This window comes from Geodermatophilus sp. SYSU D00691, from assembly GCF_054050275.1.
In genome coordinates this window covers 1-19382 of record NZ_JBJGYZ010000047.1, presented here as the reverse complement: position 1 = coordinate 19382, position 19382 = coordinate 1, and the positions used below count along the sequence as shown (strand labels likewise).

Sequence of the window (19382 nt, the reverse complement as noted above, 5' to 3'; positions counted from 1 at the left end):
GGTCACCGCCCGGCCGGGGTGGCGGCGGGTACGAGGGCGGCCGCGACCAGGTCGACGCCGTCGCCGGCGACGACGTCGGCGGCCACGACCTGCCCGGCGACGGCGTCGGCGGGCACACCGGTGACCGTCGTCGTGCCGTCGCTGTCGGGGTCCTGGTGGGCGGCCGAGCCGGTCCACTCCCTGTCGCCGAGCTCCTCCAGCAGCAGGACGTCGACGCGCTCGCCGACGCGCTCCTCGGCCCGCTGGGCGGTGAGCTCCTCGACCAGGTCGGTGACCCGGCGCACCCGCGCGTCGATCTCGTCCTGGTCGAGCTTGCCCGGCAGGTTCAGCGCCTCGGTGCCCTCCTCGTCGGAGTAGCCGAAGACGCCGACGGCGTCGAGCCGGCCCTCGACCAGGAAGCGCTCGAGCTCGGCGACGTCGTCCCCGGTCTCGCCGGGGAACCCGAGGATGACGTTGGTGCGGAACCCGGCCGCCGGGGCGAGCGCGCGGGCCCGCTCGATCAGCGCGAGGAAGTCGTCGGTGCCGCCGAACCGCCGCATGCGGCGCAGCAGTGTCGGCGAGGAGTGCTGGAACGACAGGTCGAAGTACGGCGCGACGCCCTCGGTGCCGGCGATGACCTCGAGCAGGCCGGGCCGCAGCTCGGCCGGCTGCAGGTAGGCCACCCGCACCCGGGCGATGCCCTCGACGGCGGCCAGCTGCGGCAGCAGCCGCTCCAGCGACCGCAGGTCGCCGAGGTCCTTGCCGTAGGAGGTCGAGTTCTCGCTGACCAGCACCAGCTCGGTGACGCCCTGGGTGGCCAGCCACCGCGCCTCGCCGAGCACCTCGGCCGGCGGGCGGGAGACGAAGGCGCCGCGGAAGGTGGGGATAGCGCAGAACGCGCACCGGCGGTCGCAGCCGGAGGCCAGCTTCAGCGCGGCGGAGGGACCGCCGGCCAGCCGCCGGCGGCGCAGCCAGTCGTGCCCCGGGATGGCGGCGACCTCGGCCGCGCGGGTGCGCTCGACCGGGCTGATCGGCAGGAGGGTGCGCCGGTCGCGCGGCGTGTGCGGCACCAGCGGCCGCCCGGCCAGCACGTCGTCGAGCCGGTCGCCGATCTGCCCGTAGTCGTCGAAGCCGAGCACGGTGGCCTCGGGCAGCGCGCCGGCGAGCTCGCTGCCGTAGCGCTCGGCCATGCAGCCGACGGCGACCACCCGCGCCCCGCCGTCACCGGCGGAGAGCAGGGCGTCGACCGAGTCCTTCTTGGCGCTGTCGATGAAGCCGCAGGTGTTCACCAGCACCGCGTCGGCGCCGTCGGCGTCGTCCACCAGCTCGTAGCCGTCGGCGGCGAGCCGGCCGGCGAGCTCCTCGGAGTCGACCTCGTTGCGGGCGCACCCGAGGGTCACCACCGCCACGGTGCGGGCATGGCGGGGCAGCGAAGTCACCGAACCATCGTAAGCGCCGTCCGCCACCCCACCCGGGGACGCCGGGTCAGGCACCGCCGCGCAGCGTGAACAGCGTGGCCTCGAGCTCGTCGGGCTTGATCAGGACGTCGCGGGCCTTGGACCCCTCGGACGGCCCGACGATGCCGCGGCTCTCCATGAGGTCCATGAGCCGCCCGGCCTTGGCGAACCCGACCCGCAGCTTGCGCTGCAGCATCGAGGTGGAGCCGAACTGGCTGGTGACGATGAGCTCCACGGCCTGCAGCAGCAGGTCGAGGTCGCCGCCGATGTCCTCGTCGATCTCCTTGGCCTCGCCCGCCGCGGCGGTGAAGACCTCCTCGCGGTAGTCCGGCTCGGCCTGCCGCTTGGTGAACTCGACGACCGCCTCGATCTCGGCGTCGGAGACGTAGGCCCCCTGGACGCGCTGCGGCTTGCCGGCCCCGATGGGCAGGAACAGCGCGTCACCCATGCCGATGAGCTTCTCCGCGCCCGGCTGGTCGAGGATGACCCGGCTGTCGGTGATGCTCGAGGTGGAGAACGCCAGCCGCGACGGCACGTTGGCCTTGATCAGACCGGTGACGACGTCGACCGACGGCCGCTGCGTGGCCAGCACGAGGTGGATGCCCGCGGCACGCGCCTTCTGCGTGATCCGCACGATCGACTCCTCGACGTCGCGCGGGGCGACCATCATGAGGTCGGCGAGCTCGTCGACGATCGCGAGGATGTAGGGGTAGGGCCGGTACACGCGCTCGCTGCCGGGCGGGGCGGTGATCTCGCCCTTCTCGACCTTGCGGTTGAAGTCGTCGATGTGCCGGACGCCGGTGGCCCGCATGTCCTGGTAGCGCTGCTCCATCTCCTCGACCAGCCAGGCCAGCGCGGTGGCGGCCTTCTTGGGATCGGTGATGATCGGCGTGATCAGGTGCGGGATGCCGTCGTACGGCGTCAGCTCGACCATCTTCGGGTCGACCAGGATCATCCGCAGCTGCTCGGGGGTGGCCCGGAGCAACAGCGAGGTCAGCAGCGAGTTGATGCAGCTCGACTTGCCGGCACCGGTCGCACCGGCAACCAGCAGGTGCGGCATCTTGGCCAGGTTCGCGGTGACGAAGCCGCCCTCGATGTCCTTGCCGAGGCCGACGACCATCGGGTGCGGGTCCTGCCTGGCCTTCTGCGAGCGGAGGACATCGCCGAGGCTGACCGTCTCGCGGTCCGCATTCGGCACTTCGACGCCGACCGCGGACTTGCCCGGGATCGGCGCGAGGATGCGGATGTTGTCGTTGGCCACCGCGTAGGCGATGTTCTTCGTCAGCGCGGTGATCTTCTCGACCTTGACCGCGTTGCCGAGTTCGACCTCGTAGCGCGTGACGGTCGGACCCCGCGTGAAGCCGACGACGTCTGCATCGATGTTGAACTGCTCGAGGACCCCGTTGATGGATTGCTGCACCACCGTGTTGGCACCCGTGCTGGCCTTCGGTGGGGTACCGGGGCGCAGCATGCCGAGGGACGGCAGTGCGTACTCGCCCTCGACCGGCTGGATGGACAGCTGCTCCGGCTCCTCGATGGGCGGCAGCTCTTCCGGGGGCGGAGTGAGGTCGACGGCGGCTGGACGGGGCTTCGCCGGAACTACGGCGACGTAGTCCGGCTCCGTCGTAGTCGTCGCCTCCGCTGCCTGCGCGTAGGCCTCGTGATCGATCGGCCCGGTGGCGAGCAGGTCCTCGCTGAGCGGGGCGGCCTTGCGCCGGCCGCGGCGGGGCTTCTCCTCCTCGACCTCGTCGACGTCCTCGTCGTCGTACCCGTCCTCGTCGTACTCGTCGGCGTAGTCGCCGCGGCCGAGCATCCGGTCACCGAGCTCGCGCAGCCGCTCGGGGATCTGGTGCACCGGGGTGGCGGTGACCACGAGCAGGCCGAAGAAGGCGAGCAGCACGAACAGCACCACGGCGACGACCTCGCCGACGCCGGCCGCCAGGGGCGTGCCGGCGGCCCAGCCGAGCAGCCCACCGGCACCGGGGCGCCCCTGGGCGGGGCCGTCGGTCGCGCCGTCGCCGACGACGGAGACGGTGCCCTGGACGGCGGCGACCAGCGAGATCCAGCCGATCAGCAGCCGGCCGCGGGCCTCGGGGTTGGCCGGGTGGCGCAGCAGCCGCAGCGCGACGAGGAAGAAGAACACCGGCAGGACGACGACGACCGACCCGACGAGCCAGCGCGAGCCGCTCGCGATGACCGCGCCGAACGGCCCGATGCCGTTGGTCCAGACCGCGGCGCCGAGCACCACGGCCAGGCCGAGGACGGCCAGCCCGACGCCGTCGCGGCGGTGCTCCGGGGCGAGCGGCTCGCGCTCCTCCGGCCGGGCGATCGAGCGGGCCAGGCCACCGGCGCCGCGCGCCAGCAGCGACCAGCTGCTGCCCACGAGGCGGAGCAGGCCACCGCTGGACTGCTGCTTCTTGGCGGCGGGCCTGCGGGTGCCAGCGGTGGACCGCTTGGCGGGTGGCCGCTTGCGGGACGCCGTCGACCCGGAGCGGCCCCGGGACGACGACGCCGGCCGGCGGCTCGGCGTGGTGCGGGCAGGCATGCGTCAGACGGTAATGGCGCCGGGACCCCCGACCGGGCAGGCGAGCGGTCGTGTCCGCCACCTAGCGTGGGCCCGTGACCCTCCCCCACGGCAGCTGGCCGACGCCCATCACCTCCGCGCTGGTCGTCCGCGCGGCGGCCCGGCCCACCGGTGTCGTGGTCGACGGCGACGCCGTCTGGTGGGCCGAGGCCCGCCCCGGCGAGGGCGGCCGGACGGCGGTCGTGCGGGACGGCGCCGACGTGCTGCCGGCCCCGTGGAACGCCCGCACGCGGGTGCACGAGTACGGCGGCGGTGCGTGGGCGGTCGGCGGGGGCACGCTGTGGTTCACCGACTTCCGCGACCAGCGGCTGCACCGGCTCGCGCCCGGGGACGCCGGGCCGGTCGCCGTGACGCCGGCCCCGGAGGTCCCGTCGGGGGTGCGCTACGCCGACCTGCGCGTGCTGCCCGGTGGCGACGGCGTCCTCGCTGTCCGGGAGACGCACCCGGCGGGCGGCGCGGCCGCCGACGTGGTGAACGAGGTGGTCCGGGTCGCGGCGGACGGTTCCGTCACGGTCCTCGTCTCCGGCCCCGACTTCGTCTCCGACCCCGCCCTCGGGCCGGACGGCGCGACCCTGTCCTGGCTGCGCTGGGACCACCCGGACATGCCCTGGGACGCGGCGCAGCTCGTGGTCCGGGCGCCCGACGGCACCGAGACCGTGGTGGCCGGCGGCCCGGGCGTCTCGGTGGTGCAGCCGACGTGGGCACCCGACGGCTCGCTGTGGTTCCTCTGCGACACCACCGACGTGTGGTCGCTGCACCGCCGGCGCCCCGACGGGGGCGTGGAGCTGGTGCTCGACGTCGGCAGCGACATCGCCGGGCCGCAGTGGGTGTTCGGCCAGCGCCGCTTCGCCCTGCTGGCCGACGGCAGGATCGCGCTGGCCTTCGGGCGGGACGGCGGCGACCGGCTGGGCGTCCTCGGCCCGGACGGCGTGCTGCGCGAGCTCGACCTGCCGTACGCGGCGTTCGGCTCGGTCACCGCGGCGGGCACCGACGTCGTGTGCGTCGCCGGCGGCCCGACGTCGGAGCCGGTGGTGCTGCGGGTCCGCGTGGACGACGGCTCCGCCGAGGTGCTGCGCCCGGCGCGCGACCTCGGGCTGGACCCGGCCTGGTTCTCCCGCCCCGAGCACGTCACGTTCCCGACCGAGGACCGCGGGACGGGCATCGGCGTCGCGCACGCGCTGGTCTACCCGCCGACCAACCCGGAGGTGACCGCACCCGCCCGCGGGAAGCCGCCGCTGCTCGTGGTGGTGCACGGCGGGCCCACCGCGGCGGCGTCGTCCGTGCTCGACCTCGGGGTGCAGTACTGGACCTCGCGCGGGTTCTGCGTGGCCGACGTCGACTACCGCGGCTCCACCGGCTACGGCCGCCGCTACCGCGAGGCGCTCAAGGGCCGGTGGGGCGTGGTCGACCTCGACGACGTCGTCGCCTGCGCACGGTTCCTGGCCGACGCCGGCCGGGTCGACCCGGCCCGCATGGCGATCCGCGGCGGCTCGGCGGGCGGCTACACGACCCTGGCGGCGCTCACGCTGCGGCCCGGCGTCTTCACCGCCGGCGCCAGCCACTACGGGGTGGCCGACCTCGCCGCGCTGGCCGCCGAGACGCACAAGTTCGAGTCGCGGTACCTCGACGGGCTGGTGGCGCCGTACCCCGAGGGTGCCGAGGTGTACGCCGAGCGCTCGCCGATCACGCACGTCGACCGGCTGGACACCCCGCTGGCGGTCTTCCAGGGCGCCGAGGACGAGATCGTGCCGCCGGCGCAGGCCGAGGCGATCGTCGCGCAGCTGCGCGCCACCGGTGTGCCGCACGCCTACGTGCTGTTCCCGGGCGAGCAGCACGGCTTCCGCCGGGCGGAGAACATCCGCGCCGCCCTCGACGGCGAGCTGTCGTTCTACGCCCAGGTGTGGGGCTTCGAGCTGCCCGCCGAGGAGGGCATCCCCCCGATCGAGGTCGTCGGCGGTCGCGTCACCACGTGAGGCGGACGTAGGCGCTGCCAGCCCCCTCGAACCACTCCACGCGCACGCTGTGCTGCCCGGCCGGCACGGTGCGGGTCGTCGTCCAGGTCCCGGGCCCGCCCCACCGGTCGATGATCAGCACCCCGTCCAGCCACACCCGCACCCCGTCGTCGCTGACCGCCGTGAAGGTGCGGCTGCCGCCGGGGAAGGAGAACGTGCCCGTCCACCGGGCGGAGAAGTTGTCCGCCGGCAGGCTCGTCCCCGTCGGCGCCGCGGAGCCGAAGTTCCGGTCCAGCGGCGCAGCTTCACAGCGCGTGGTCGTCGGCGAGCCGGTGAGCGCTGGGTTCGGGAAGTACTCGGCGCGGTACTGCCCCACCGGGCAGCCGGGCGCCCAGTCGAGCCGCACCACCGCACCGCCCCCGCCCTCGTACCACTCCACCCGCACCGAGTGGAACCCGGCGGTCAGCGTCCGCGTGCCGTAGAACCAGGTCCGGCCCTGGTCGCGCCACTGGTCGATGAGCAGCGTCCCGTCGACCCACACCCGGATCCCGTCGTCGCTGAGCGCGGCGAAGGTGTAGGTGCCCGCCGTCGGGAAGCTGAACGTGCCCGTCCAGCGGCCGGAGAAGTTGTCCGTGCCCACCCCGGCCGGCCCACCGAGGCCCCAGTCGTGGTTCAGCGGCGCCGCCTCGCAGCCCCGGGCAGCGGCGGTCCCGGTCAGCGTCCGGTTCGGGAAGTACTCCGCCAGGTACTGGCCGCCCGGGCAGCTGCTGCTGCTGACCGCGGAGTACGTGGCCGTGTAGGTGGCGGCCGTCGAGCCCACGGTCACGTTGTGCGACTGGCCGCCGCCGTCGGACCAGCGCGTGAACTGGTAGGAGGTGCCGGACAGGGTCTGCGGCGACGGCGCGGACAGGCTCGTGGTCGAGCCGGCGATCACCGTGCTGGTGAAGGGCGTGACCGCCGTGCGCTGGCCGAACGTGAGCTGCAGCCCGCGGGGCACCGAGTCGACGGTGACCGCGACCGTCCGCGGGTCCAGCCGGCGGGAGACGGTCGCGGTCCGGCCGTCGCTGTCGGTGGCGGTCAGCCGGAGCTCCAGGTAGGACGGGTACTCGTGGTCGGGCGCGCTGATCGACGCCCCGGCCACGCCCGTCCACGACTGCAGCGGATGGGCGTGGCACGCCGACGGGCAGTGCTGCAGGACCATCTCCCACGACAGCGCGCTCGCCGCGAGGGCGCCGTCGTCCGGATCGGTGGCCGAGCCGGTGAAGCTGATCTGGTCCCCCACCTGCCAGGTCGTGCCGGCCGCCGGTGTGTCGATCCGCGGCACCGGCGGGGAGCCGACGGTGCCGCCGGTCCAGTCCAGCGAGACGACGGCGCCGCCGCTCGCCTCGTACCACTCCACCCGCACCGAGTGGGAGCCGGCGGTCAGCGTCCGGGTGCCGGAGAACCAGGTCCGGCCCTGGTCGCGCCACTGGTCGATGAGCAGCGTCCCGTCGACCCACACCCGGATGCCGTCGTCGCTGAGCGCCCGGAACGTGTACTCGCCGGCGGACGGGAAGGAGAACGTGCCCGTCCAGCGGCCGGAGAAGTTGTCCGTGCCCATCCCGGCCGGGCCGCCGAGGCCCCAGTCGTGGTTGAGCGGCGGCGCCTCGCAGGCCGTGGCGACCGCCCCGCCGGACAGCGTCCGGTTCGGGAAGTACTCGGCCAGGTACTGGCCCGCCGGGCAGGACGTCGGCCCGCCGGTGTAGACGATCCGGCGGATCGTCCCGTCGTTGAACCCGGGGTAGAACAGCTCCCCGCTCGGTGACAGCTCCAGGTTGACCGGTCCCGCGGCCTGGGTGACGAACGGCCGCGCGGCCAGGGTGTTCGGCAGGCCGTTGGTGCCGCGGGTCATCACGAAGACGCAGTTGCGCGAGTAGTCCGCGAAGAACAGGGCGCCGTCGTACTCCGAGGGGTAGGGCCCGCCCGAGTAGAACTGGAACGACACCCCGGACACCGACGAGCCGGCCGCGGTGTTGCAGGTGTCGCTGCTGGCCAGCGGCTGTCCGTGGCGGTAGGCGAAGAAGGGCCTGCTGTCGCCACCCTGGGTGTAGAGGTTCTCGCAGATCGAGAGGTTGGCGGCGTCGTACGAGGGCTGCCGGCCGTTGCCCTCGAAGCACGGCCAGCCGAAGTTCGCCACGCCCGCGGTCGGGCTGGCCAGCCGGTTGATCTCCTCGAACGTGCTCCACCCGACGTCGCCGATCCACACCTCGTCGGTGCCCGGCCGCTGCGCCAGGCGGAACGGGTTGCGGAAGCCGTAGGCGATGATCCGCCGGGCGTTGAGGTCGGTCGCCGCGGCGTTCGGGTTCCCGGCCGCGGCGGCGCCGGTGTCCGGGTTGACGCGGATGACGGTGCCGTCGAGCGTCACCGGGTCGCCCGAGGTGCGCAGGTCCTGGGAGCGCAGCGCCCCGCCCTGCGCGCCCGGCGGGGTCATCGCCCCGCCCGGCGGATCGCCGCACGGGTTGACCGGGTTGCCGTCCTGGCCGTAGTCGACGAAGTCGAAGCTGGCGCCGTCGCCCGCCGTCACGTACAGCGCGCCGTCGCGCCCGAACATCAGGTCGCCGACGCTGTGGCTCGGGTACTGCTGGCACCAGTCGTGGATCAGGTCCTGCTTGGTCGTGGTGCTGCCGTCGAGCGTGAGCCTGACCAGCTTGCCGCTGACGACGCAGCCGTCCGTCGTGGGCCCCGGCGGGGTGGGGCAGGGGTCGCTGTCGGAGCCGGCGGTGCCCCACCGGGGCGCGTTCCCGCCCACCGGACCGTCGAACGTGTACAGCGCGTAGAGGTACGGGCGGGTCGGGAACGCGGGGTCGATCTCCAGCCCGAGCAGGCCGCGGTCCCAGAAGTTGTGCACCTCGGTGCGCAGGTCGGCGACCTGGGTCGCGGTGGTGTCGGAGAGGCTGTCGTACATCTGGACGGTGCCGCGCTTCTCCGCGACGAAGACCCGTCCGTCCGGCGCGAAGCGGACCACCGTGGGGTTGACCAGCCCGCGGAAGGCGGTCACCTCCGCGAAACCCGCCGGGACAGCGGCCGCGGCGGGCGCGGCGGACCGGGCGACGACGAGCAGGGACACGAGGACCCCGAGCGCCAGGCCCGCGGCCAGCAGCCGGTGGTTGCGGATCGTCGTCGCGTGCCCAGCCATGGCGGTCCCCCGCTCCCGACGGCCGCGCTCCTCCTCGAGCGAGCGGCCAGGTGGCCGGACGCTAGCGGTCCGCGCCCCGGACCGGGGGGTCTCCCGTGCTCAGACCTCGAGGACGGTCGGGATGATCATGGGACGGCGGCGGTGGGTGTCGGAGACCCACTTGCCCACGGTCCGGCGGATCAGCTGCGAGAGCCGGTGCGGGTCGACCTCGTCGTCGGCCAGCGCCCGCTTGAGGTTCTCCTCGACCAGGCCCAGCACCTCGTCGAAGGCCGACGGGTCGTCGGAGAAGCCGCGGGTGGACAGGTGCACCGGGCGCACGATCGTCCGCGTGGACGGTTCGATGACGACGGTCAGCGCGACGAAGCCCTCGTCGCCGAGGATGCGCCGCGCCTGCAGGGACTCCTCCCCCACGTCGCCGACGTTGAGCCCGTCGACGTAGACGTCGCCCACCGGCACGTGGCCGGTGATCGCGGCCTTGCCGTCGACGAGGTCGACGACGACGCCGTTCTCGGCCAGCAGCACCCGGTCGCCGTTCATGCCGGTCTGCTCGGCCAGCGCGGCGTGCGCGCGCAGGTGCCGCCACTCGCCGTGCACCGGCATCAGGTAGCGGGGCTTGGCGACGTTGAGCAGGGTCCGCAGCTCGCCGGCCGGGGCGTGCCCCGACACGTGGACCATCGCCGTCTCCTTGTGGATGACGGTGGCGCCGAGCCGGGCCAGGCCGTTGATGACCTTGTAGACGGCGGTCTCGTTGCCCGGCACCAGCGAGGACGCCAGCACGATCGTGTCGCCGGCCTCGATGGTGACCTGGTGGTGCTCGCCGCGGGCCATGCGCCCCAGGGCCGACAGCGGCTCGCCCTGCGACCCCGTGCTCACCAGCACGACCTGCTCCGGCGGCATCGACGTCGCCTCGTCCAGCGACACCATCAGCCCCGGCGCCACCCGCAGCAGGCCGAGGTCGCGGGCGACGCCCATGTTGCGCACCATCGACCGGCCGACGAAGGCCACCTTGCGACCGTGCAGCGCCGCGGCGTCGAGCACCTGCTGGATGCGGTGCACGTGGCTGGCGAAGCTCGAGACGATCAGCCGCTGGGTGGCGCGCCGGAAGACGTCCTCGAGCACCGGGCCGATCGCGCGCTCCGGGACGACGAAGCCGGGCACCTCGGCGTTGGTGGAGTCGGCCAGCAGCAGGTCGATGCCCTGCAGCCCCAGCCGGGCGAAGGCACCGAGGTCGGTGAGGACGCCGTCGAGCGGCAGCTGGTCCATCTTGAAGTCCCCGGTGTGCACCAGGGTCCCGGCCGGGGTCTGGACGGCGACGGCGAGCGCGTCGGGGATCGAGTGGTTGACGTCGATGAACTCGCAGTGGAACGGCCCCGCGACGTGGTCGTCGCCGGCGGTCACCTCGACCAGCACCGGGTCGATGCGGTGCTCGCGCAGCTTGGCGCTGACCAGGGCGAGGGTGAAGCGGGAGCCGACCAGCGGGATGTCGCCCCGCAGCCGGAGCAGGTAGGGCACCGCGCCGATGTGGTCCTCGTGCCCGTGGGTGAGGACGACGGCGGCGATGTCGCCGAGGCGGTGCTCGATGACCCCGAAGTCGGGCAGGATCAGGTCGACGCCGGGCTGCTCGGCCTCGGGGAACAGCACCCCGCAGTCGATCACCAGCAGCGCGCCGTCGTACTCGACGACGGCCATGTTGCGGCCGATCTCGCCGAGCCCGCCCAGGGCCATGACGCGCAGGCCACCGTCGGGCAGCGGTGGCGGCGCCTGGAGGCCGAGGTGGGGCTGCACCGGGACACTCACAGGGTCAGACCTCCGGCGGTCAGGTCGGCGCGCAGCTTCTCCACCTGCTCGGGGCTCGCGTCGACCAGCGGCGGCCGCACCGGCCCGGCCGGCAGCCCGAGCGCGCGCAGCGCGGCCTTGACCATCATCACGCCCTGGCCGCCGCCCATGATGCCGGTGTAGACCGGCAGCAGGCGCTCGTGCACCGCCCGGGCCTTGAGCAGGTCGCCGGACTCGACGGCGGCGACCATCTCGGCCAGCCGCGGCCCCACCACGTGGCCGACGACGCTGACCATGCCGACGGCGCCGATCGCCAGCAGCGGGAAGTTCAGCATGTCCTCGCCGCTGTAGTAGGCGAGGTCGGTGCGGGCGAGGGTCCAGGAGACGGCGCCCAGGTCGCCTTTGGCGTCCTTGACCGCGACGATCCGCGGGTGCTCGGCGAGGCGGACCAGCGTCTCGACCTCGATCGGCACGACGGAGCGCGGCGGGATGTCGTAGAGCATCACCGGCAGGTCGGTGGAGTCGGCCACGGCGGTGAAGTGCCGCAGCAGGCCGGCCTGCGGGGGCTTGTTGTAGTACGGCGTCACGACCAGCAGGCCGTGCGCCCCCAGCCGCTCGGCGTCCCGGGCCTTGTCGATGGTGTGCGCGGTGTCGTAGGTGCCGACCCCGGCGACGACGACGGCGCGGTCGCCGACCGCGTCGAGCACCGCCTCCAGCACCGCGCGCTGCTCGGCGTCGGTGACGGTGGGCGATTCGCCCGTCGTCCCGGCGATCACCAGGCCGTCGTGGCCGCACCGGTCGACCAGGTGGGCGGCCAGCTCCTGCGCGCCGGCGAGGTCGATCGACCCGTCCTCGGTCAGCGGGGTGACCATGGCCGTCAGCACGCGCCCGAACGGCCGGGCGGGGTCGGTGCTCATGGGTGGAATCTACCGACCCGCGGCGCGGCCGGCGGCGACCTCGTCCAGCCAGCCCGTCAGCGCCGCCCGCACCGGACCGGCCGCGTCCCCGGCGCCGTCCCGGCGCCACCAGGACACCGAGAACGCCGGCCCCGAGGACGAGGGCAGCATGCCCTCCTCCGGCAGCCGCAGCGCCGGGCTCCAGCCGCCGTCCAGGCGGGGGGCCCAGGTGTCGCCGTCGAAGCGGCCGGCCACCTCGGTGACGACGGCCTCGGCGGCGTGCGGCAGGAACGCCTCGTAGACCCCGCCGCCGCCGATCACCCACGGCTCGTCGTGCGCGGCGAGCACCTCGTCCACCGACGTGGCGACCTCCACGCCGGCCCCGGCCGCGTCCAGCGTCGTGCTGAGCACGACGTTGCGCCGGCCCGGCAGCGGGCGGGACCGGGGCGGCAGCGACAGCCACGTGCGGCGGCCCATGACCACGGTGGAGCCGAGGGTGAGCGCCCGGAAGAGCTTGAGGTCCTCGGGCAGGTGCCAGGGCAGCGCTCCCCCGGCGCCGATGACCCCGCCGGTGTCCTGCGCCCAGACGAGCCGGACGCTCACACCGCGACCGCGCCGCGGATGGGCGGGTGCGGGTCGTAGTCGTGCACGTGGAAGTCGGCGTACTCGTATTCGAACAGCGACGGCGCCGGGTCGACGGTCAGCCGCGGGAACGGCCGCACCTCGCGGGAGAGCTGCTCGCGCACCTGCTCGACGTGGTTGGCGTAGACGTGGCAGTCGCCGCCGACCCAGATGAAGTCGCCGGGCTCGAGGCCGACCTGCTGGGCCACCATGTGGGTCAGCAGGGCGTAGCTCGCGATGTTGAACGGCACGCCGAGGAAGAGGTCGGCGCTGCGCTGGTACAGCTGGCACGACAGCCGGCCGTCGGCGACGTGGAACTGGAACAGCGCGTGGCAGGGGGCGAGCGCCATCTCCTCGAGGGCCCCCACGTTCCAGGCCGAGACCACCATGCGGCGGGAGTCGGGGTCGGTCCGCAGGGTCTCCAGGACGCCGGAGATCTGGTCGATGCTGCGGCCGTCGGGCGTGGGCCAGGACCGCCACTGGACGCCGTACACCGGGCCGAGACCGCCGTCGGCGTCGGCCCACTCGTCCCAGATGGAGACGCCGTTCTCCTGCAGCCACTTCACGTTGCCCTCGCCGCGCAGGAACCACAGCAGCTCGTAGGCGATCGACTTGAAGTGCACCTTCTTCGTCGTCACCAGCGGGAAGCCGCGGGAGAGGTCGTAGCGCAGCCGCTCGCCGAAGAGGCTGGTGGCGCCCGTGCCGGTGCGGTCCGACTTCGGGGTGCCGGTCTCCAGGACCCGGCGCAGCAGGTCCTCGTACTGGGTGTCGGTCGTCCGGTCTGCCACGGGGGTCGACTGTAGGCGCGGATCAGCCCTCGGCCACGTAGGGGCTCGCGGCCACCTCGCTGCCGTCGGTCAGCCGGCTGATCCGGAAGTCGCGGAAGACGTGCGGGGCGACCGCCTGCAGCTCGCGCAGGCAGGCGATCGCCAGCTCGCGGATCTCCACGTCGGCGTGCTCGCTGGCCCGCATGGCGATGAAGTGCCGCCAGGCGCGGTAGTTGCCGGTGACGACGATCCGGGTCTCGGTGGCGTTGGGCAGCACGGCCCGGGCCGCCTGCCGGGCCTGCTTGCGGCGCAGCGTCCCGTTGGGGACGTCGGCGAACCGCTTCTCCAGCCCCTCGAGGAGCTCCCGGTAGGCGGTCAGCGCGGCCTCGGTGGCGGCGACGAACTTCTCGTGCAGCTCCGGGTCCTCGGCGATGACGGCGGGCTCGACGAAACCGGCGTCGTCCTCGGGCACGTAGCGCTGCGAGAGCTGGCTGTAGGAGAAGTGCCGGTGGCGGATGAGCTCGTGGGTGAGCGACCGGGAGACGCCGGTCAGGTACATGCTCACCGTCCCGTGCTCGAGCACGGAGAGGTGGCCCACCTCGAGGATGTGCCGCAGGTAGCCCTCGTTCGTGGCCGTGGCCGGGTTCGGCTTGTCCCACGACTGGTAGCAGGCCCGTCCGGCGAACTCGGCGAGCGCCTGCCCGCCCTGGACGTCGGTCGCCCACGGCACGTCGGCCGGCGGGTCGAACCGCGTCTGCGCGATCACCAGGGCCTGCAGCCGCACGAGGGGTGGCACGGCGCCGAGCCTACGGCGAACCACCGCGACTGCACCGTGACAGCGTGATGGCATTGTCATGGCGTCAAAATGGTGTCATGCTGACGCCATGGAGAACTGGACGTACACCGAGGAGCTCCGGGCGCAGCTGCGCCGGGCGCACGGGCGGCGTCCGGGGCGCGACCACGACCGCGACGTCGCCCGGCTGCTGTCACCGTGGCGCCGCCACGCGGCCGGTCCCGACACCGTCGTGCGGGGGGACTGACGCCACCATGGCGTCCATGGATCTCAGCGACTACGTCGACGCCCTGCGCACCGCGCTCACGCGGGCGGCGGCCGCCGGCGGCGAGCAGGCCCGCGAGACGGCCCGGCTGCTCGCCGACACGATCGAGCCCGCGGTCCGGCTGACCGTGATCGACGCGCTGTCGGACATGGCGGCCGAGGTGACCGCGGCCCTGGAAGGCGCGCTGGTCGACATCCGGGTGCGGGGCCGCGACCCCGAGGTGGTCGTCGTCCCGCCGGTGCACCACGAGCCCGCCGAGGAACCGGAGCCGGAGGCGGACGACGCCGACGACGACGGCTCCATCGCCCGCATCAGCCTGCGGCTGCCCGAGCCGCTCAAGGCCCGCGCCGAGGCCGCCGCGGCGGCGTCCGGCGTCTCGCTCAACGCCTGGCTCGTGCGCGCCGTCTCCGGCGCGCTGCGCGAGCCCCGCCCCACCCCCTCGTCCGGGCGCGGCCCCCGCCGCTTCTCGGGCTTCGCCAACAGCTGACCACTCCCCCACCCACCATCCCCGGAGGACCCCGTGGAGACACGGACGCACCGCTTCCCCGTCGGCGCCGGCCCGCACGCGGTCGAGATCCGCAACCCCGCCGGCACGGTCACGGTCGAGGCCGTCCCGGACGGCGCCGAGTTCGTGGTCGAGATCGCGCCGCTCGACAGCGCCGCGGAGGAGCTGGTGGACAAGGTCGACCTGTTCCTGGTCGGGTCGCGGCTGCGGGTGCACGTCCCGGAGCGCCGCCTGCTGCGCACGCCGGCCTTCGCCGTGCGGGTCACCGCGCCGACCGGCACCGCGGCCCGGGTCGCGGTCGCGTCGGCCGACGTCGACCTGCGCGGCGACCTCGGCCGGGTGGAGCTCACCGGTGCCAGCGGCGAGTCGGTGGTGGAGTCGTGCGCCGACCTGCAGCTGCGGACCGCCAGCGGGGACGCGCGCATCGGCTCGGTCGCCGGCCGCGCCACGGTCGGCTCGGCGTCGGGCGACCTGCGGGTCGACTCGGTCGGCGGCGGGCTCGAGGTGCGGACCGCCTCCGGCGACGTCGAGGTGGGAACCCTGGCCGGGGACGTGTCGGTGACCACCGCCTCGGGCGACGTCGGCATCGTGCGGGCCACCGGCGGCACGGTGGGCGTGAAGACGGTGTCGGGGGACGTCTCGATCGGGGTCGCCCCGGGCCTGCGGGTCTGGCTGGACCTCTCCAGCATCTCCGGCCGGATGGAGTCGCAGCTCGACGACGGTGCCGGCGGCGAGGGGCCGGCGCAGCTCACGCTCGCCGTGCGGACCGTCTCCGGTGACCAGCGCATCGTGCGGGCGGTGCCGGCGTGAGCCAGGTGCTGCTGCGCCGGTTGCTCAGCGGCCGGCCCGCCGGGCTCAGCCGGCCTCGGCCGCCGGACCCAGGACCGTCTGCAGGTCGCGCGCCAGGTCTCCCCGGTCGCTGACGGCGACGGCGTCGAGCTCCATCCACCCGGCCATGAGCGCCAGCTCGCCGGCCAGCTCGGTGGCGACCAGGGACCGGTCGACCCCGTCCTCGGTGTAGGCGGCCTGGACCCGCAGCACCCCGGCCTTGCGGTCGGCCTTGAGGTCGGCGCGGCCGACCAGCCGGTCGCCGAGGAGGAAGGGCAGCACGTAGTAGCCGTGCACGCGCTTCTCGGCCGGCGTGTAGATCTCGATGCGGTACCGGAAGCCGAAGATCCGCTCGACGCGGGGCCGCTCCCAGACCAGGGAGTCGAAGGGGCTGAGCAGCGCCCGGGCGCGGATCCAGCGGGGCCGGCGGGCGCCGGGGTCGAGCCAGGCGGGGGCACCCCAGCCGTGGACGTCGACCGGCAGCAGCTCGCCGGCCTCCTCCAGCTCGGCGATCGCCTGCCGCGCCGGCGCCGGCTTGAGGCGGAAGTAGTCGCGCAGGTCGCGCTCGGTGGCGACGCCGAGGGCACGCGCCGCCGTCCGTACCAGTTCGCGGATCGCGTCGGCGGGCTCGGGGGTGGGGACGGCGAGCACCTCGGCGGGGACCACTCGCTCGGTGAGGTCGTAGACCCGCTCGAAGCCGGCCGTGCGGTGCCGGGCGGTGAGGGCGCCGGTGTAGAAGAGCCACTCGAGGGCGACCTTGCCGGCGTGCCAGTTCCACATGGTCCCGGGGCGCTCGGGCTTCGGCTCGACCAGGTCGCTGGCCTTGAGCGGGCCATCCTCGCGGACCCGCTCGAGGATCTCGGCGACGTAGCCCGGCCGCTCGCGCTGGATGCGGACCATGGACCCCCACGCGTGCTCCTCCGCGGCGGCCATGCGCCAGCGGAGGTAGGGCTGCAGCCGGACCGGCAGGAACGATGCCTCGTGCGCCCAGTACTCGAAGAGGTGCCGCCGGTGACCGGCGAGCGCGTCGAGCGACTCCCGCGGGTACGGGCCGAGCCGGCTGAAGGCCGGCAGGTAGTGCGAGCGGGAGAGGACGTTGACCGAGTCGATCTGCACGACCGCCAGCCGCGAGGTCAGCCGGCGCAGCTGCCGGGTGTCGACGACGCCGGTGGGACGCGGCTCGGCGAACCCCTGCGCGGCCAGGGCGATGCGCCGGGCCAGGGCGGCCGGCAGCCGCTCCGGTCGGGTGCTCACCTGCCCGATCCTGCCGCGCGGGTACGACAGCCTCCTGTCGGGGTCTAGGTCAGCTCCACCGGCAGCGCGCCCTCGTCCCGGTCCGGGAGCGCCCGCCGGGCGCTGCGGGACTCCGCGGTGATGACCAGGGCGACCGCCGCGATGATCACCGCACCGCCGACGAGCACCGGCGCGGAGAGCGGCTCGCCGAGGAACAGCGCGCCCAGGCCGACCGCCACGGCCGGGTTGACGTAGGCGTACGTGGTGACCAGGGAGACGGGTGCGTGCGCGAGCAGCCACACGTACGCGCTGTAGGCGACCAGGCTGCCGACGAGGACCAGGTACCCGAAGGCCAGCCACGACGGCGCGTCCACGGAGCCGAGGTCGAGCCGCCCCCACTCGCCGCCGATCGAGCCGAGCAGGACCATCGCCGTCCCCCCGGCCGCCATCTCGACGACCGTGGTGGTGAACGGGTCGGCCGGCAGCGGGCGGCGGGTGGCGAGCACCGTGCCGATCGACCACAGCAGGGAGCTCGCGCAGACCAGCAGCAGCGGGCCGATCCCGTGGGCGCCGCCGAACCCGGGGCGCAGCAGCACCCCCACCCCGACCATGCCGAGGACGAGCCCGCCGACGGTCGCCGCGGCCGGCCGGTCGCCGAAGAGGGCGCGGAGGACGACGACCCACAGCGGGGTCGCGGCGATGAGCAGCGCCGCGAGCCCGGAGTCCACGTACTGCTCGGCGACGGCGACCAGGCCGTTTGCCGCCGACCAGCAGGAGCAGGCCGCACGCGACGGCGGTCGTGACCTGGGCCCGGGTCACCCGCAGCGCCTGCCGGCCGCGGGTGGCCAGGACGACGAGCAGCAGCAGGGCGCCCGCGATCAGGAAGCGGGTGCCCATGGCCAGCAGCGGCGGCAGGTCGGCGACGGTGTACTTGATCGCCAGGTAGGTGGAGCCCCAGACCACGTAGACGATGAGCAGCGCCCCGATGACCCCGGCGCCGACCGGACGGGAGCCGGGTGCCGCGGGCGGGTCTCGGGCGTCGTCGTCACGACCCGATTCCAGCACCACGGTCCCGTCCGGTCGGCGCGCGGTCCTACGCTGCCCGGGTGGACGCCGCGACCCCCTTTCCCCGGCTCACCGGGACGGCGGACGTCTCGGTGCGCCCGGCGCGCCCGGACGACGCCGCGGCGGTCGCTCGGGTGCAGGTGGTGACGTGGCGGACCGCGTACCGCGAGGTGCTGCCGCTCGCCGTGCTGGACGAGTGGGACGACGACGCCGCGGCCGCCGCGTGGCGGGCGGCCATCACCGCACCGCCCACGCCGGGGCACGGCGTGCTGGTGGCGCTGGAGCGCGACGAGGTCGTCGGCTTCGCCGCGTACGGGCCGGCGGAGCTGGCGCCCGGGGAGGCGTCCGACCCGGCCGGACCGACGACCGAGGTCGTGACGCTCCTGGTGGAGCCGCGGTGGGGACGGCGCGGGCACGGCAGCCGGCTGCTGGCCGCGGTGGCCGACCTCGCGCGGGCGACCGGTGCGGGCCGGCTGCAGACGTGGCTGCCGGAGGCCGACCGGGTCTCCGCGCGCTTTCTCGAGTCGGCCGGGTGGGCCGAGCACGGCTGGGCGCGCACGCTGGACACCGGAGGGGCGCCGCTGCGGGAGGTCCGCTGGCACACGGTGCTGGACGCCCCCACCGACGGGGAGGAGACCCGGTGACGTTCGAGGGGTTCCCGGACGAGGGCCTCGTCTTCTACGAGGGCCTGGAGGCCGACAACACGAAGACGTACTGGACCCGGCACAAGGGCGACTACGACGCTTTCGTCCGCAAGCCGTTGCTGGCGCTGGTGGAGGAGCTCGGTCCGGAGTTCGGTCCGGCGAAGGTCTTCCGCCCGTACCGGGACGTCCGCTTCAGCAACGACAAGACGCCGTACAAGACCCACCAGGGTGCGGTGGTCACCCCGGAGGGCCGCGGCGCCGGCTCCTGGTACGTGCAGATCTCCGCCGACGGGCTGTACGTGGCCGGCGGGGCCTGGCGGCTGGAGTCGGACCAGGTGGACCGGTACCGGCGAGCGGTCGCCGATGACGTGCAGGGCCCGCGCCTGCAGGCGGAGGTGGACCGGCTGGCGGGCCTCGGCTTCGAGATCGGCGGCGAGCGCCTCATGCGGGTCCCGTCGGGCCATGCGGCCGACAGCCCGCGCGTCGAGCTGCTGAAGCACAAGTCGCTGCACGCCTCGCGCCACTGGGAGCCGGCCGACTGGCTGCACGGGCGCCGCGCCCTGGACGAGGTGCGCGCCGCCTGGCGGGAGCTGCGGACGATGAACGCCTGGCTGGCCGACAACGTGGGCGCGACGACGAAGGAACCCCGCCGCTGACCCCTCCGCTTTCGGCGCGGAAAGCGGTGCCGTTCTCGGCGCGGAAAGCGGAGGGCGGCGACATGCGAACGGGGCCCGCAGCCTGTGGCTGGGGCCCCGTTCGGGAAAGGATGTCCGGCGGCGTCCTACTCTCCCACCCCGTCTCCGGGGCAGTACCATCGGCGCTGAGAGGCTTAGCTTCCGGGT

At 74.4% G+C, this 19382-nt stretch carries 16 protein-coding genes and 1 rRNA gene; 6 read left to right on the top strand and 11 right to left on the bottom strand.

The window, feature by feature from the left end; genetic code table 11:
• Positions 1–2 precede the first annotated feature (2 nt).
• Together ACI797_RS25080 and ACI797_RS25075 are read right to left on the bottom strand one after the other, a co-directional pair.
• Entirely contained in the window at positions 3–1418 is a 1416-nt protein-coding gene (locus ACI797_RS25080; protein ID WP_456862507.1) for a MiaB/RimO family radical SAM methylthiotransferase, read from the bottom strand.
• A 46-nt stretch (positions 1419–1464) separates the two neighbouring features.
• Entirely contained in the window at positions 1465–3981 is a 2517-nt protein-coding gene (locus ACI797_RS25075; RefSeq protein WP_456862505.1) for a DNA translocase FtsK, read from the bottom strand.
• Between the two features lie 74 nt (positions 3982–4055).
• Between ACI797_RS25075 and ACI797_RS25070 the strand changes: the two genes are divergently transcribed.
• A complete protein-coding gene (locus tag ACI797_RS25070; protein WP_456862503.1) occupies positions 4056–5993 on the top strand; it encodes a dipeptidyl-peptidase 5 in 1938 nt (645 codons plus the stop codon).
• On the opposite strand, the gene ACI797_RS25065 is transcribed toward ACI797_RS25070, so the two are convergent.
• From ACI797_RS25065 to thyX, 6 genes are all read right to left on the bottom strand, one after another.
• Positions 5983–9147, bottom strand: coding sequence for a PA14 domain-containing protein (locus tag ACI797_RS25065; RefSeq protein ID WP_456862501.1), 3165 nt, complete (start codon positions 9145–9147; stop codon positions 5983–5985). The genes ACI797_RS25070 and ACI797_RS25065 overlap by 11 nt on opposite strands.
• Before the next feature lie 99 nt (positions 9148–9246).
• Complete coding sequence (locus ACI797_RS25060; protein ID WP_456862499.1) at positions 9247–10944, bottom strand: ribonuclease J; 1698 nt, start codon at positions 10942–10944, stop codon at positions 9247–9249.
• Positions 10941–11840 (bottom strand): 4-hydroxy-tetrahydrodipicolinate synthase, encoded by a 900-nt coding sequence (dapA, locus tag ACI797_RS25055; RefSeq protein WP_456862497.1) that lies wholly within the window; start codon positions 11838–11840, stop codon positions 10941–10943. Before dapA ends, ACI797_RS25060 begins: the two co-directional genes overlap by 4 nt.
• A gap of 9 nt (positions 11841–11849) precedes the next feature.
• Positions 11850–12422, bottom strand: coding sequence for a dihydrofolate reductase (locus ACI797_RS25050; RefSeq protein ID WP_456862495.1), 573 nt, complete (start codon positions 12420–12422; stop codon positions 11850–11852).
• The gene (locus ACI797_RS25045; RefSeq protein ID WP_456862494.1) at positions 12419–13228 is read right to left on the bottom strand and encodes a thymidylate synthase; all 810 of its coding nucleotides are present in this window, start codon (positions 13226–13228) and stop codon (positions 12419–12421) included. The genes ACI797_RS25050 and ACI797_RS25045 overlap by 4 nt, the downstream gene beginning before the upstream one ends.
• Positions 13229–13250: 22 nt before the next feature.
• Positions 13251–14003 (bottom strand): FAD-dependent thymidylate synthase, encoded by a 753-nt coding sequence (gene thyX, locus ACI797_RS25040; protein ID WP_456862492.1) that lies wholly within the window; start codon positions 14001–14003, stop codon positions 13251–13253.
• An 88-nt stretch (positions 14004–14091) separates the two neighbouring features.
• Here thyX and ACI797_RS25035 point away from each other — a divergent pair, with 88 nt between their 5' ends.
• Genes ACI797_RS25035 through ACI797_RS25025 form a run of 3 tightly spaced genes read left to right on the top strand, consistent with a single transcriptional unit; the run spans position 14092 to position 15580 of the window.
• A complete protein-coding gene (locus ACI797_RS25035) occupies positions 14092–14247 on the top strand; it encodes a hypothetical protein (RefSeq protein ID WP_456862490.1) in 156 nt (51 codons plus the stop codon).
• Positions 14248–14263: 16 nt separating this feature from the next.
• Positions 14264–14752 (top strand): toxin-antitoxin system HicB family antitoxin, encoded by a 489-nt coding sequence (locus ACI797_RS25030; protein WP_456862488.1) that lies wholly within the window; start codon positions 14264–14266, stop codon positions 14750–14752.
• 33 nt (positions 14753–14785) lie between these two features.
• A complete protein-coding gene (locus tag ACI797_RS25025; RefSeq protein ID WP_456862486.1) occupies positions 14786–15580 on the top strand; it encodes a DUF4097 family beta strand repeat-containing protein in 795 nt (264 codons plus the stop codon).
• 45 nt (positions 15581–15625) lie between these two features.
• Here the strand turns inward: ACI797_RS25025 and ACI797_RS25020 are convergent, their stop codons facing one another.
• The gene (locus ACI797_RS25020; RefSeq protein ID WP_456862484.1) at positions 15626–16852 is read right to left on the bottom strand and encodes a winged helix-turn-helix domain-containing protein; all 1227 of its coding nucleotides are present in this window, start codon (positions 16850–16852) and stop codon (positions 15626–15628) included.
• A 44-nt stretch (positions 16853–16896) separates the two neighbouring features.
• Positions 16897–17559 carry an EamA family transporter gene (locus tag ACI797_RS25015; protein WP_456862482.1) on the bottom strand — a complete coding sequence of 221 codons (663 nt, stop codon included), beginning with the start codon at positions 17557–17559 and terminating at the stop codon, positions 16897–16899.
• 378 nt (positions 17560–17937) lie between these two features.
• On the opposite strand from ACI797_RS25015, the gene ACI797_RS25010 reads away from it, so the two are divergent.
• A complete protein-coding gene (locus ACI797_RS25010) occupies positions 17938–18540 on the top strand; it encodes an N-acetyltransferase family protein (protein WP_456862480.1) in 603 nt (200 codons plus the stop codon).
• A complete protein-coding gene (locus ACI797_RS25005; protein WP_456862478.1) occupies positions 18537–19196 on the top strand; it encodes a DUF2461 domain-containing protein in 660 nt (219 codons plus the stop codon). The genes ACI797_RS25010 and ACI797_RS25005 overlap by 4 nt, the downstream gene beginning before the upstream one ends.
• 112 nt (positions 19197–19308) lie before the next feature.
• Here the strand turns inward: ACI797_RS25005 and rrf are convergent.
• Positions 19309–19382, bottom strand: a 5S ribosomal RNA gene (gene rrf, locus ACI797_RS25000); the annotation flags it as partial.